12 protein-coding genes are annotated in these 14,030 nt (G+C 47.8%); 10 read left to right on the top strand and 2 right to left on the bottom strand.

All coding sequences use genetic code 11. The features are described from left to right. Positions 1 to 145 precede the first annotated feature (145 nt). From N7386_RS08960 to N7386_RS08990, 7 genes are all read left to right on the top strand, one after another. Positions 146 to 2,053 (top strand): propionyl-CoA synthetase, encoded by a 1,908-nt coding sequence (locus tag N7386_RS08960; RefSeq protein WP_279768067.1) that lies wholly within the window; start codon positions 146 to 148, stop codon positions 2,051 to 2,053. A gap of 356 nt (positions 2,054 to 2,409) precedes the next feature. Then, positions 2,410 to 2,724: a quaternary ammonium compound efflux SMR transporter SugE gene (sugE, locus tag N7386_RS08965; protein WP_011625939.1), complete on the top strand. Its 315-nt coding sequence runs from the start codon at positions 2,410 to 2,412 to the stop codon at positions 2,722 to 2,724. 228 nt (positions 2,725 to 2,952) lie between these two features. Next, entirely contained in the window at positions 2,953 to 4,479 is a 1,527-nt protein-coding gene (gndA, locus tag N7386_RS08970; protein WP_086904424.1) for an NADP-dependent phosphogluconate dehydrogenase, read from the top strand. A 537-nt stretch (positions 4,480 to 5,016) separates the two neighbouring features. Then, a complete protein-coding gene (locus N7386_RS08975) occupies positions 5,017 to 7,134 on the top strand; it encodes a S8 family serine peptidase (RefSeq protein WP_086904425.1) in 2,118 nt (705 codons plus the stop codon). Between the two features lie 10 nt (positions 7,135 to 7,144). Next, positions 7,145 to 7,609, top strand: a complete 465-nt coding sequence (locus N7386_RS08980; protein ID WP_086904426.1) for a hypothetical protein — start codon at positions 7,145 to 7,147, stop codon at positions 7,607 to 7,609. Between the two features lie 305 nt (positions 7,610 to 7,914). Continuing rightward, complete coding sequence (locus tag N7386_RS08985) at positions 7,915 to 8,625, top strand: hypothetical protein (protein WP_126512976.1); 711 nt, start codon at positions 7,915 to 7,917, stop codon at positions 8,623 to 8,625. A 156-nt stretch (positions 8,626 to 8,781) separates the two neighbouring features. Then, complete coding sequence (locus N7386_RS08990; protein ID WP_164717939.1) at positions 8,782 to 9,081, top strand: hypothetical protein; 300 nt, start codon at positions 8,782 to 8,784, stop codon at positions 9,079 to 9,081. 69 nt (positions 9,082 to 9,150) lie between these two features. Here the strand turns inward: N7386_RS08990 and N7386_RS08995 are convergent, their stop codons facing one another. Further along, entirely contained in the window at positions 9,151 to 10,050 is a 900-nt protein-coding gene (locus N7386_RS08995; protein ID WP_126512978.1) for a LysR family transcriptional regulator, read from the bottom strand. Between the two features lie 199 nt (positions 10,051 to 10,249). Here N7386_RS08995 and N7386_RS09000 point away from each other — a divergent pair, with 199 nt between their 5' ends. Together N7386_RS09000 and N7386_RS09005 are read left to right on the top strand one after the other, a co-directional pair. Beyond that, positions 10,250 to 10,729: a DoxX family protein gene (locus N7386_RS09000; protein WP_126512979.1), complete on the top strand. Its 480-nt coding sequence runs from the start codon at positions 10,250 to 10,252 to the stop codon at positions 10,727 to 10,729. Between the two features lie 71 nt (positions 10,730 to 10,800). Continuing rightward, positions 10,801 to 11,610, top strand: a complete 810-nt coding sequence (locus N7386_RS09005; protein ID WP_279768074.1) for a class III extradiol ring-cleavage dioxygenase — start codon at positions 10,801 to 10,803, stop codon at positions 11,608 to 11,610. Positions 11,611 to 11,764: 154 nt separating this feature from the next. On the opposite strand, the gene N7386_RS09010 is transcribed toward N7386_RS09005, so the two are convergent. Continuing rightward, positions 11,765 to 12,640, bottom strand: a complete 876-nt coding sequence (locus N7386_RS09010; RefSeq protein ID WP_023265840.1) for a 1,4-dihydroxy-2-naphthoate polyprenyltransferase — start codon at positions 12,638 to 12,640, stop codon at positions 11,765 to 11,767. Between the two features lie 332 nt (positions 12,641 to 12,972). On the opposite strand from N7386_RS09010, the gene N7386_RS09015 reads away from it, so the two are divergent. Beyond that, complete coding sequence (locus tag N7386_RS09015; protein ID WP_126512981.1) at positions 12,973 to 13,926, top strand: SDR family NAD(P)-dependent oxidoreductase; 954 nt, start codon at positions 12,973 to 12,975, stop codon at positions 13,924 to 13,926. The last annotated feature ends 104 nt before the right edge of the window (positions 13,927 to 14,030 follow it).

The following is a 14,030-nucleotide window of genomic DNA, read 5'->3' on the forward strand; positions in this document are numbered from 1 at the left end:
AATAATCCAACATGTTTAACAATTTTAGCGGCTATATCCCTTAGTCTAATGGGGGAATAGCGCGCGGCAGGTCATAATCGATTTGGGAAGGAAGGGGAGAGTTTCATCTGTGGTGACACGGGTGAGTGTCATGATGGGAGGCCTTATGACAGATGTTGGACAACAATTACATCGGACATCTATTGCGAATAAACAGGCATTTTGGCAACAAGCCGCCAAGGCCTTAGACTGGGTTACGCCGAGCAAACAAATATTAGATGAAAGCGAGGCACCGTTTTATCACTGGTTTAGCGATGGCGAGTTAAACACTTGCTACAACGCGGTGGATAGACATGTGTTGGCGGGGCGTGGTGAGCAAATTGCTATTCATTACGTGAGCCCTGTGACGGAAACTGAATACAGCATTACTTACCGAGAGTTGCAGGCTCAAGTGGCAAGGCTTGCTGGCTATTTGCAAAGTGTTGGCGTGAATAAGGGAGACCGTGTCGTCATCTACATGCCCATGGTGCCCGAGACTGCCTATGCCATGCTTGCCTGCGCGCGCATTGGCGCTATTCATTCGGTAGTCTTCGGCGGATTTGCGGCCAATGAGCTGGCGACCCGGATCAATGATGCTAAGCCAAAGTTGGTAATGTCGGCCTCCTGCGGGATTGAGCCTTCGGGCGTGGTGCCCTATAAACCCTTACTGGACAAAGCATTAAATGAAGCGGTGCACAAAGTTGAGCACTGCTTGATTTTAAATCGCCCCCAATATGAGGCGCAGATGCAAGCGGGGCGCGATAAGGACTGGCAAACCGCCTTATGTACTTGCGACAGTGCCGATTGTGTGACGGTAAAAGCCACCGATCCCTTGTATGTGCTTTATACCTCAGGGACCACGGGTCAACCCAAGGGCGTGGTGCGGGACAATGGCGGCCATGCGGTGGCATTGGCTTGGTCCATGGCCAATATTTATGATATTGCCCAAGGGGATGTGTTTTGGGCGGCATCGGATGTGGGCTGGGTTGTGGGACACTCCTATATCGTCTATGGTCCGCTGCTTGTCGGGGCGACGACCTTGTTATACGAAGGAAAACCCGTAGGCACGCCGGATCCCGGCGCCTTTTGGCGCACGATTGCTAAGTATCGAGTCAAAAGTTTTTTCACTGCGCCCACGGCGATCCGCGCCATTAAGCGCGAGGATCCCGATGGCGAATTTATCCAAGGTGTTGATTTAAACTGTTTGAAGAATGTCTTTTTAGCAGGGGAGCGTTGCGATCCCGATACCTTGCATTGGGCTGAAGCCAAACTGCATAAACCCGTTATCGACCATTGGTGGCAAACCGAAACGGGCTGGCCTGTGGCGGCAAACCTGATGGGCGTAGCACCGATTGCGGTTAAAGCGGGATCGCCCGGTCGACCCGTCCCTGGATATGAGGTCGATGTGGTCGATGAACTGGGCGCCAAAGTGGCGGCGAATGTCTCAGGCAATGTGGTCATCAAATTGCCGCTGCCACCGGGCACACTCACTACGCTCTGGCAAAATAATAAACGCTATCAAGACAGTTACTTATCTATGTATCCAGGCTATTACCTTACGGGGGATGCGGGTTACATGGATGAAGATGGCTATCTGTATATCATGAGCCGTATCGATGACATTATTAACGTAGCCGGCCATCGTCTCTCCACCGGGCGGTTTGAAGAGGTACTTTGTCAGCATCCCGATGTGGCCGAAGCGGCCGTGATTGGTGTCGATGACAAACTCAAAGGCCAAGTGCCCCTGGGCTTAGTAGTGCTGAAAAAGGGCGTGACCATTACGGACGAGGAGCTGCATAAACAGTTAATTGCTCTCGTTCGGCAAGAAATTGGTCCCGTCGCGTCCTTTAGGTTAGTGAGTGCGATTCAAAAGCTGCCGAAAACCCGCTCGGGCAAAATCCTGCGCGGCACTATGCGTAAAATTGCCGATAATCAGCAATATACGGCGCCAGCGACCATTGAAGATCCGCAGACCCTCGATTTAGTCCGCACGACCTTAACCCGCATGGGTTATGCCGATGCTCTCGTGGGTTAATGTGACAAGGCTGTGGTGAGCGGACAAAAATAAGTGCTAGAGCGATAGTCTGATGAGTACAGTCTCATCAGGCTATCGCTTTTATTTTGCGAAAAGGGCTGAAGTCCAAGGCTTGCTCTTAGATGTCACTATTTGTTAGTCTAGCCCGCATCCTAAAGGTTCTGCTTTGGCATCGGGCGTTTAGGACATAGGATCTTAGCTTTCTAATTAGGCACCTTTGTCTGCCTCTATGCTTTAGAACCGAGCAAACTTTCGATCTAAATAAACATTTGATGTAAACATACTTCACAACGGCTTAGGGACGACCCTAAATACGCCGATATCAATTTGGGGACGACCCCGTATGGGAGTTCTCTATGAGCTGGTTTCTATTAATTCTTGCTGGGCTATTTGAAATTGGTTGGGCCATCGGGCTTAAGTACACCGACGGATTTAGCCGCCTCTGGCCGAGCGTCTTTACTGTGTTCTCCATGACGGTGAGTGTGCTGCTATTGGGGCTGGCGGTTAAACAGCTGCCGATAGGTACGGCCTATGGGGTTTGGGTCGGCATCGGTGCCATGGGCACCGCGATTGCGGGCATTATTCTCTTAGGTGAAGGGGTGAGCCTGCTGAAAATCGTCAGTTTAATCCTCATTTTGCTTGGCGTACTCGGTTTAAAACTCGCTCATTAATCAATTCACTTCCCCAAGGAAGCGCTTGCCTCAGATGTATACGATTGGTAAAGATGTTTGATGAAATCTAGGAATATTCTCCTGAAAAAACAACGCATCTTAGACGGTAATCGAGATTGCCAATCGTATGCATCGTCTATTGTCTCTGGTAATTAAGTTACAAAGCCCGATATAATTACACCTCCAAATTGGTTATTTCTAACCTCTGTGACCCGTGGGAATTATATAATGCAAAACCACAGCAATCTTAATGACATTGGCGTGATTGGCCTTGGCGTGATGGGCAAAAACCTCGCGCTAAACATTGCCGACAATCAATATCGCGTCAGTGCCTTCGACCTCGATCCTGTTAAAGTCAACGGTGTTTTACAGCAAGAAAAACAAGAACGTGTAGGACAGGATCTGCGTATTACAGGCTGTGCTAATCTTTCAGAAATGTTAGCAAGCCTCGCTCAACCCCGTATTCTCGTGCTGTCTGTCCCTGCGGGGGCGCCTGTGGATGGGGTATGTCATGCCTTGATTTCTGCCGGTATCGAAGCGGACGACATCGTTATCGATACGGGCAACAGTCTTTGGACGGATACCGTTGAGCGCGAAAAGCGTTACCAAGGGAAATTTATCTTCTTCAGCTCGGCGGTTTCGGGCGGAGAAGTGGGTGCTCGTTTTGGCCCTTCATTAATGCCAAGTGGCGATCTTGGGGCTTGGCAGCATGTTGCGCCGATTTGGAAGGCCATTGCCGCTAAGGTTGATCCTCAAACAGGGCTGCCAATTGAGCGTTTTGAGCCGGGTAATCCCGTGACCGAAGGTGAGCCTTGCACGACCTATATTGGTCCTGCTGGCGCCGGACATTATGTGAAAATGGTGCATAACGGGATTGAATACGCCGATATGCAGCTGATTTGCGAAGCCTATCAGTTAATGCACGACGGCTTAGGCATGAGTGCAGCACAAGTGGGTGAGGTGTTTGAACGCTGGAATAAGGGCAGTTTAAACAGCTATCTGATGGGGATCAGCGCCGAGGTGCTCAAACAGGCGGATCCGCTAACCGGTCAGCCATTAGTTGAGATGATCCTCGATAAAGCAGGGCAAAAGGGCACAGGCCTTTGGACTGCGGTGAGCAGTTTGCAAATGGGTTGTCCGGCTCCCACCATTGCCGAAGCGGTTTATGCGCGCGCGGTGAGCACCCAAAAATCCCTCCGTGTTGAGCTCAGTAAAAAGCTTGCAGGTCCTGCCTCTGTGGCGATGGATGATGCTCAAAAAGCCGTCTTAATCGATGCCTTAGAGAGTGCGCTCTATTGCGCTAAAGTGTGTTGCTACGCCCAGGGCTTCCAATTGATGGCGATGACGGCGCAGGAGCAAAAATGGCAGCTCGATTTTGCTGAAATCGCGAAGATTTGGCGTGCGGGTTGTATTATTCGTGCCACCTTCTTGCAATCTATCACTCAAGCTTATCAAGCGGATGCGGACTTAAGCTGTTTATTGATGGCCGACACCTTTGCAACTGCCTTGTCGGAAAAACAAACCGAGTGGCGCAGTGCGGTGGCGGCGGCTGTGATGCAAGGGATCCCCGTGCCTTGTATTAGCTCGGCATTGGCCTATTACGACAGTTACCGCTGCGAGACCCTGCCAGCAAACTTGCTTCAAGGTCAAAGGGACTTTTTCGGTGCCCATACCTTTGAGCGCTTAGATAAGCCCGCTGGCGAGAAATATCATTTAGATTGGAGTGCCCCAAACAGGGTATTAATCAAACTCTAAATAAATTGTACAAAGGCCCCTAAATAGGGGCTTTTTTATTGCCTAGAATTATTTTCACAAATAATAATGTTGTATTAATGTTAATTCTGTGATGCTAATTTGTAATATTTACTGCATTTATAGAATGGTTAATTCTTTAAATGTAACACCGGCAAAGAGTTTGAAAATTTAAAAATGTAAAAAAGTATGTGTATTTAATGATTTATCGTACTGTAAAAAGTAGATAATTAAATCCCATATAATTTGTTGTTTTGTTTAATCTTTATGTTTCTTCGTTTATTTTTTTGTTTATCCTGATTTCTTTCATGTTTTGTCGATAAAATAACCATCCATATTTAATCGGTCTGCCATTCTATTTATATTTCTTTTCACAATTATTTCTTCTGTGTTAAATCTTTGCTTCCTATTTGGTGCTTGTGTTTTATCGGGAATCATAGGGAATAACTAAAATAACAGAACTTAATGCGGAATAAGATTAATCACAATTATCACACCAAATTAAGTTGCGATAAGTAATGACAAGAAGGAATGTCTACTATGCGTATGTCCATTGTTGCATTGAGCATCACGGCGGCCTTATTGGCTGGCTGTGGGAGCGATGATAAGAAGGCTCCGGCACCTGTGCCTAAAGTGAATACAGCCCCGACCACGGCGGATATGACTGTTGATGTGTCACAGTCAATTCTGTTTACTGGAAAACTGGAAGCGAGTGATGCCGAAGGTGGTTTGACTTATTCATTGGTTGACCCGGCCGATCTTAAATTGGGCACCTTTACGCTAGTGAATAAAAACACTGGCGAATTTACCTATGCATCCGATGCCAGTGAAGGCACCGAAGTGGTTCGGTTTAAAGTATCCGACGGCCAATTACAGGCTGAAGCCAATCTGACAATCAATATCAAGCATGGCGATCCACTCTTTACCTACCAATGGCATTTAAAAAACACTGGACAGAATGCCTTTGCGGCTCATCGCGGTGTTGCCGGTGAAGATATGAATGTAAGCGGGGCTATGTCTGCTCAAGCCATGGGACAGGGCATTACCGTTGCAGTGGTGGACGATGGCTTAGAGATTGCGCACCCAGATTTGATGAACAACACGGTTAATGGCGGTTCTTACAATTTGATTACCGGCACAGTGGACCCAACGCCTTTCTCGGGTGAATCGGGCCACGGTACTGCCGTTGGTGGGATTATTGCGGCCGAGGGCTGGAATGGTATCGGCGGTCGGGGTGTTGCACCTAAGGCTAAGTTGATCGGCTTTAACTTTTTAGATCAAGATCCAACGGGTAAAGTCGAGAACGTTCAAACATTTGAAAACTTTGCTAAATCACATGGTGCCAGTGCCTATAGTGATAGCGCGCGAGTCTTTAACCAAAGCTATGGCTACAGTGTGCCATTCCCCCATGGTTTTGATGAGGATGAAACCGAAGTTTATCAAGATATTGCAACGCAAAGTTTCGATGGTAAAGGCAGTATTTTCGTGAAATCTGCTGGCAACGGCTATAACTACTACCGTTACCGTACCTTCTGGTTGCCAGGGGATTACTTCACTGCAACGGCGGAAAATCCAGCTAACCATGGCTTACCTTTCCATAACTCCAACATGTCCTCTGACAATGCTAACGTTTATAACTTAGTGGTCAGCGCAATTAACGCTAAGGGCGAGCTTTCTAGCTACTCATCCGTGGGTTCGAACATTTTCGTCACCGCACCGGGTGGTGAATATGGTGATGACGATCCAGCGATTGTGACCACCGACCGTATGGGTTGTGAGAATGGTTCCGCGATTGCAGAAGATAGACCAAGCACACCATTCCACGGTGGTTTAAACCCATTAAATCCTAACTGTGATTACACATCGACCATGAACGGTACCTCGTCTGCGGCGCCAAATACCTCGGGTGCAGTGGCGGTGATCATGAGTGCGAATCCAGATCTCTCTTGGCGTGATGTTCGCTATATTCTCGCCAAGACAGCAACCAAAGTGGATGCGGATATTGCGCCGAAAACGGTGACCATAGGTGAGGGCGAAGCCGCTCCAGTGTATACGGCTATCCCAGGCTGGTTGCAAAACGCGGCCGGGTTCTCTTTCCATAACCTCTATGGTTTTGGTCGTGTGGATCTTACCGAAGCCGTTAAACTGGCTAAATCCTATGCCGAAGATTTAGGTGACTATGTGGTCACTGAGTGGCAAGCAAGCCCCGAGCTCACTAAGGCGATTCCTGATGCGGATATTAATGGTGTGACTGATACCCAAGTGGTTGCAGACGATTTAGTGATTGAAGCCGTGCAAATTGAGCTGACGGCCGACCACCTGCGTCTACCTGATTTAGCGGTCGAGCTGATTTCACCTTCGGGCACTAAGAGTGTGTTGATGACACCTTATAACGGTTTAGTTTACCAAGGTGTAATGGACAAAAATAACCCTGAAGATCTCGTTACTGGCTACGATGCAACACCTATGTTATCGAATGCCTTCTATGGCGAATCATCAAAGGGTGAATGGACAATCAAGCTGATTGATGTGAATAGCGGTAGCTACCGATTTGTTAAATACGATCAAGGCTATATCTCTATCCCTAACGAAGCCGATGGCAAGCTGAAAGGTTGGTCAATTCGTTTCCATGGCCATGCTGCCAAGTCTGCATCTTAAGGAGTAATCAATGAAAGCGTTAAATTTATCGTTAGTGGCTGTGGCCCTTTCACTGTCGGTGCAGGCGATGGCGCATGACAAAGTCGAATTTACTGAGCCCCAAACCGAGTCTAAAGGTGTTCAGGTTAGCCGTGCCGAGTTTTTAGGTTTGGATACTCCTTACTTTGTAAAAACTGAGTCAGGGGTTAAGCAGGCTAAGCAGTTGGTCAAAGGGCAAAAAGTGGTGACCCAATCGGGTAAGGCCTTTGCCGAAATGACCGGTAAATTAGTGGTTAAGTTAAAACCTGGTGTGTCGGCTGCCGATTTTGCTAAGGCCCATGGTCTAAAAGTAGATTGGCAAAATAACAACAATTTATTGTTGCTTGCTGCCGAAGAGGGCACAGATCTGCTCGGTTTAATCCAAGCGGTTAAAACCTCTCCTGAGGTTGAGCGCGCCAAACTTGACCGCGCACTCGCCAAGCAAGAAATCCAATAATCATCTTGTTAGGTTAACATCGAATAAAGGGCCGCAAGGCCCTTTATTATTCTGATGCCCTGCTCAATAGAAGTGATAAAGTTGAGCAAGTTGAGATAAAACCTTGGATAGTTAACAGCTTAATGGTAAATCATGTGGTTCCAGGTGGGCTTGGCGATTACAATCTGCTCTTAAGACTTATGTTTTTACTGACTGCAGCCAATACCTTGCGGCTGAAGACAACGCAGCTCAAGCACCTAACTTAAACTCCTAACTCAAGCGCTTAACTTAAACTCTTAACTCAAGCGCTTAACTTAAACACCTATATGAACTACTGGAATAGTGATAACTTTGAAGGATTAAAGGCGATAGGGACTCAGTATTCAGCCTTGAAGGGCTATGAACTTTTTGGTCAATATTGCCTGCAAAAAGAGCAAGGGCTAAAGAAGCAAGCGATTGCGACGGTAAACCAATTCGTGTCGCACTGTAAGAGCCTGTCCTTGGCAGAGCAGAGGCACATCGCAGAGGAGCTATCCTCCTTAGGTTTTGGGCACAGTGAAACACACCAGTTACTCGCTTATCCCCTCATAGTTCTACTAAAAGGCGTGCTCACCCAATGGACGTTAGATGAGCCAAATAATCCCATCCCCCACAAATGGTTAGGCTTTATTGGCGAGGATACCGATTCCTATGAAAGAGCGTTAGCGCTCGAGCCTAGCGATGAAATTTGCCTCACTCAAGTCGCGTTGTCTCATTTAAACAGTGTCGATTTTCAGACCCACCATCTATCGGAATCTGTGTTGCTAGGTGATATATCACGGGCAAAAGACTCGCTAGCGTTAGCACAAGCATTAATCGCGCGATTACCGACGATTGAGCGTAAATCAAGGCTGCAAAACAGGCATGATTATTACCTGTCGATGGTTAATTGCTGGGAGGAGTATTCCACGCTTGCTGGGGATGAGCCTTTTCCGGATTGGTGCGCCGCCAAAGGTGAACAGTTTGATTTTTGGTCAATTGTTTATTATCAATGCTGAGCGAATGTATTCGCCGTGTAGGCATAACTGAGCGTGATTTGGGACAAATTAGGTCACACTGGTCGCAGATGACAGGATTGCCCTTAAACTTGACATAGCCGCAGTGTTTGGTAGATTGGAAATTATGCTGTTAGCACTATTCAATGGAGTGAAGCTATGCAAGAAAACCTAATCAGATCTGCTATCGCGACGGCGCAAGATGGTGTGGCACGAGCCGATGGCCAGTTAACTGTCACCGATCAGATGGTTTGTTTTTCCCCCTACAATAAAACCTTAGGACTTGGGCCATATCAACTGCAAAGAAAGGCTATCACCAAGGTTGAATCCTGTTGGGGTAAGGGCGGCGGCATTTTACCAGTGACTTCTGATGCGATAAAAATCACCTTGGATGATGGCAGCGTGTATCAATTTATTTTGGCCAATTCCCAAGAATGGTTGAATTTGCTCCGTCATTAGTTCTGTGACTGCTCCATAAATGCTTATTCAGTCGACATATCTTGAGCGTGTGTTACCTAGATAGATTGCTTAGACGCTTTGCTTTGCGGCTAATTGGACTAGGTTTTCCCACAGTGCCTGCGCTACTGGGCCTAATGGCGAGTGTGGTGGGCGCATCACATAGTAATCGAGTTGGATAAGGTTTTGCCTTTCCCGCAGTTCCAGTGGTAATAGGCTTCCATCCGCTAGGGCTTGTTCCACCAAATAATGTGGTAATTTTCCCCAGCCCATGCCGCTCTGAATGAGCATTCTCTTTGTATAAAAATCATTAACGTACCAACGGCGCTGTCCAGCTTGCACCCCAAATTCAATATTGGCGGTGCCAGTGCCAGTATCTTGGATCACAATTTGGTACTCGTTCACCAATTCGCGCACATGGCTCAGAGTGGGGTGTCGACTCAGTAAGCGCGGTGAGGCCACATCCAATAGACTGCCTGAAAATAAGTAAGCCAGCTCAAAATGGCTTGAGCGTATTGGCTCAATGCCGCCCGCTGAAATCGCAATATCGGCTTTGCCTTGATTTAAGGCTTCGAGCGCGCCGGTTAAATATTCTTGTTTAAGAATGATTTGAGTGTGAGGGAACTCATTTTGAGTTCGCTCTAGCATCGGCAAGATCCGGGTTAGATTAAAGGATGCTTCGAAGGCTAAGGTGATACTGGCCTCGTTACCTTTAGCTAAATGCTTAGCGACTTGTCGCATCTCCTGCGCTTCATTCAGCACACGCTGGGCGTATTGCAGCAGCTTTCGTCCCTCTTGGGTGAGCGTTAAGCGATACCCTTGGCGGTCGAATAGCACTAAATCTAACTGGGATTCCAGCTGTTTAATGCTCTGACTGATCGCAGGCTGAGTCTTATGAAGTTTGTCACTGGCGGCTTTTAGCGAGCCCGCGAGGGCGACGGTATTGAACATCAGCAGTTGTTCTAAGGTCATGGCAAGGCTCTTAAACAAGTAAATAATTATTTTAGGAGATGTTAGATATTATTCCATATTTATTTACTTTTTGTCGGCTCATAATTCCGTCCTATAGCAGTAGTGGGCTCAATGCGAGTCCACTACTTTGCGTTTAGGGTGCCGTTTAGCGAGGGTTCACGCTGAACAGGGTCTAAAAGAGATGAGTAATGAGGTAGTTATGTCGATAAATCAATTATGTTTAGCTAAAGGCAATGAAGATAAAACCGCGGCCGATACTGATCCTCAAAAACTCTTTATCTGTGCCAATACCTTAAATCGTGCGGCGGTGGTGGTGACGCTGGCGATGAGCATAGTGTTTTTATTCTCGGGTATGGGCAAGTTACTCAGTGTGCCGTTTTTCCATGTGCCCTTTAGCGTAATGAATTTGCCCACGGGTTTTGGCTATTTTATCGGTGTGATTGAAGTGCTGGGCGCCATTGGCATTGGCTGGCGTGAATATCGAGTCCTGTCGGCGACCGCATTACTGTCGGTGATGATGGGGGCCATTTACTACCACTTTAATTACGAAACCACCCTGAGCGCGTTACCCGCACTGTCTTTATCTGCGCTGTTGTTTTTAATCATCAAGCTCGATGAAACCGTTGATAGATTAGTGCGTTTCCAACGTCAGCTGGTGGACATGAAAGCGGCTTTCTAATTCTTAGCCACAAGGCTGGCAAGATCTGATTTACAAGTGATAACTAACGGTTTAATCAAGAGAAGTTTATTATGACGCACGCGAATTCCGCTTTAATGCCAGTGTTATTTGTTCCCCATGGTGGCGGGCCTTTACCGCTACTCAATGATGCAAATCATCGGGAGTTAAGGGCATTTTTATCCAAGGTTTCAGATACTATCCCAACACCCAAGGCCATTGTATTGGTGACGGCCCACTGGGAAGAGGCGCAGGTGACACTGTCGAGCCATCCCCATCCAGGCATGTTGTTCGACTATTATGGCTTTCCCCCTGAGGCATATACGCTTTCTTATCCCGCGCCCGGTGAGCCACAGCTTGCCGAAACGATTGCTGGTTTGCTCAAGGCGAGTGGAATTGAGGTGCGGCTCGACAATCAGCGTGCCTTCGATCACGGCACCTTTGTACCACTTAAGTTGATGTATCCAGAAGTGAATATTCCTGTGGTGCAGATGTCTTTAGTGCAGCACCTGGACCCGAGTACCCATATCGCTATCGGTGAAGCATTAGCATCATTACGCACCCAAGGAATATTGATTGTGGGTTCTGGTATGTCGTTTCACAATATGAGGGCGTTTTTCTCCAGCGATCCTAAGGTGTTGCCTCGCAGCAAAGCGTTTGATACTTGGTTAACGAATGTGGTGACATCAGGCGATAACCACGCCAAGGCACAATTAATCGATTGGCAATCGGCGCCTGAGGCACGTTTTAGCCACCCAAGGGAAGAACACTTAATCCCTTTACATGTGTGTTTTGGGGCGGCGCATTTGCAGACGCCAAAAGCCACGCATCAATTTAGTGGTGTGTTATTAAACACCGCAATATCGGGTTATCTCTGGTCTTAATTTGCCCCTAAAAGCAAAAGGTTCGTCATGTTGCGTATTAAACGCATCGTGACGAACCTTTTTGTATTTTAAGCTTAGTCTATTTTTACCTAGCCGCCCTGTGGGCTGGTTTTTAACTCAACTCTGGGGCAATCCCGAAACCTTGATATCCTGTTTAGGCGGTAAACACCAATCCCACACTGAATAGGGTGCTGAAAATCATAGTGAGTTTTGCCGTGCGTCCCAATAGTGGATTGAGCGCCTCACCGGATACTGCATAGAAATCGCTGCTAAGTTTACGAGCGATAAGCAGGGATAAGCCCGCGAGCAGTACTGGTAAGCCCGGCAGAATGCCCAGTAAGAATCCCGCTATCACTAACCCAAAGGGCAAGTAAATTAACGCTTGATACAAGACTTTGGCCTGCGCCTCGCCAATCCTAACTGCGAGCGTATGTTTGCCTGCTTGGGTGTCGGTACGAATATCACGGGTGTTGTTGACCAACATAATGGCGGCGTTAAATAAGCCAATTGCACAGCCAAGTAGCCAAGCATTCAAATTAGTGTCACCCGCCTGCAAATAATAACTGCCGACCACGGCGACTAAGCCAAAAAACACAAAGGCGGCGACTTCACCTAGCCCGTGTGATGCCAAAGGATAAGGGCCGCCGCTGTAGCCGAGGGCGCCTAAAATTGCCGCTGCCGCTAAAATCGCAATCGGCCAGCCGCCATGCCAAATCAAATATGAGCCCACGGTTAATGCCAGCACTAAGCATAGGATCATGGCATTACGGACTTTATGGGGGGGGATCATACCACTTTGGGTCACGCGTACCGGCCCGATCCGTTCGGCGGTATCGATGCCGTTTTTAAAATCAAAGTAGTCATTGGCGAGGTTAACGGCGATCTGCAATAGGATGGCACACAACATCGAGGTGGCGGCAATTAACCAGCTAAAACGTTCAAGGTGCAGTGCCAGAATATTACCGATTAATAGGGGACCGATTGCCGCGGGTAAGGTGCGGGGTCTAATGGCTAAAATCCAAGGATTCATGATGTCCAGTCGTTATCTGAAAAAAGAATTGGGTAGTGAACAGCGCCATAGCATAACAAGAATTTGCCTTAAAGTGAGTACTATCTAATACACGCATGTAACAGAGTTTGAATTGGCGCACAGATGTTTCGCTTTTAGGGGAAAGATTTGCCGCCAAGTTCAAAGAAAATCTATAGGGGCTGTGCTTTTATAGCCTATGTTGCTCCCGCATGTTCGTGAGTGAAGCTAGCTAAGTTTATCGAGATTTAAACCCCAAGGTTAAGTGCCTCAATAGGACTTTACTGAGGTGAAATGAGCTCGTCACGTTTATGTTAAAGATAAGGACCGGTGGGATGCGTTTCGATAATCAAGTGGCGTTGGTAACGGGAGCAGGCTCCGGGCTAGGGAGAGCCTATGCCATTATGTTGGCTGAGCGGGGCGCCAAATTGGTATTAGTTGACCAACCTAAGGGACGTCCATCCCAAGGCGAGGCATTGAGGGCAACTAGCTCTTCTAACTTAACTCAGGTAACTAACGCAGAACTGCAGCAAACCCATGAGGCCATTTTGAAGCTCGGGGGAGAATGCCTGTATTTTGAAGTGGATGTTAGCCAGCAGGATGACGTCAAGGCGATGGTACATCGCCTACAGCAAGATTGGCAACGCGTGGATATTTTGATCAATAACGCCGGGGTTTACGGCGCGTGCTCCTTCGAGCATATCCAACAAGCCGACTGGCAGCGACAGTTTGATGTGGATGTGCATGGCAGCTTTTATCTGACTCAAGCAATTTGGCCGCTAATGAAGGCCCATGGCTATGGCCGAATTTTGATGACTACTGGAGTGTCGGCGTTGTTTGGCGACTTACATCAAGTCCCGTTCAGCGCCGCCAAGATGGCCCTCGTCGGTATGGTTAATAGCCTTGCTTTAGAGGGCGAGCAATATAACATCCATATCAATAGCCTGTGCCCGCAGGCACTCACGGCCATGACCCATAAACACTTAGCCCCAGCGATTCAACCGCTGTTTTCCTTTGATACGGTCACGGCGACCATGGCATTTTTAGTCAGCCATGCCGCACCGAATGGCCAACATTTGCTCGCGGGGGCGGGCAGCGTGAGTCATGGGATGTTTGCCGAATTTCAGTCCATCTATTTCAGTGAGGGGCTGTGCACACCCGATAAACTGGTCAAGTTCTGGCCTGAGTTGCATTATGCCTTTCCGATTAATCTGCATACCTGCGGCGAAGATAAAGTGCTGGCTTGGTCAAAACAGAGTGCCCTTGAGCATCATATTAAGATTGAGTAGTGTTTTGGGCGGGCTGAAGCAACAAGATGCAATAAGCTATCGACTCTCTACTGGTCAGCCCTAGTCTAACTGAGTTACCCTTGGGCATTAGTTGCTAATTTTCA

The sequence above is a fragment of the Shewanella sp. GD04112 genome (assembly GCF_029835735.1).
Taxonomy (GTDB): domain Bacteria; phylum Pseudomonadota; class Gammaproteobacteria; order Enterobacterales; family Shewanellaceae; genus Shewanella.

Bases quoted from the DNA above. Each gene is read 5' to 3' on its own strand.
- N7386_RS09000 (WP_126512979.1), top strand. From the start codon at position 10,250: ATGTCGATAAATCAATTATGTTTAGCTAAAGGCAATGAAGATAAAACC.
- N7386_RS08980 (WP_086904426.1), top strand. From the start codon at position 7,145: ATGAAAGCGTTAAATTTATCGTTAGTGGCTGTGGCCCTTTCACTGTCG.
- sugE (WP_011625939.1), top strand. From the start codon at position 2,410: ATGAGCTGGTTTCTATTAATTCTTGCTGGGCTATTTGAAATTGGTTGG.
- N7386_RS09005 (WP_279768074.1), top strand. From the start codon at position 10,801: ATGACGCACGCGAATTCCGCTTTAATGCCAGTGTTATTTGTTCCCCAT.
- N7386_RS08975 (WP_086904425.1), top strand. From the start codon at position 5,017: ATGCGTATGTCCATTGTTGCATTGAGCATCACGGCGGCCTTATTGGCT.
- N7386_RS09015 (WP_126512981.1), top strand. From the start codon at position 12,973: ATGCGTTTCGATAATCAAGTGGCGTTGGTAACGGGAGCAGGCTCCGGG.
- N7386_RS08960 (WP_279768067.1), top strand. From the start codon at position 146: ATGACAGATGTTGGACAACAATTACATCGGACATCTATTGCGAATAAA.
- N7386_RS08985 (WP_126512976.1), top strand. From the start codon at position 7,915: ATGAACTACTGGAATAGTGATAACTTTGAAGGATTAAAGGCGATAGGG.
- gndA (WP_086904424.1), top strand. From the start codon at position 2,953: ATGCAAAACCACAGCAATCTTAATGACATTGGCGTGATTGGCCTTGGC.
- N7386_RS08995 (WP_126512978.1), bottom strand. From the start codon at position 10,050: ATGACCTTAGAACAACTGCTGATGTTCAATACCGTCGCCCTCGCGGGC.
- N7386_RS09010 (WP_023265840.1), bottom strand. From the start codon at position 12,640: ATGAATCCTTGGATTTTAGCCATTAGACCCCGCACCTTACCCGCGGCA.
- N7386_RS08990 (WP_164717939.1), top strand. From the start codon at position 8,782: ATGCAAGAAAACCTAATCAGATCTGCTATCGCGACGGCGCAAGATGGT.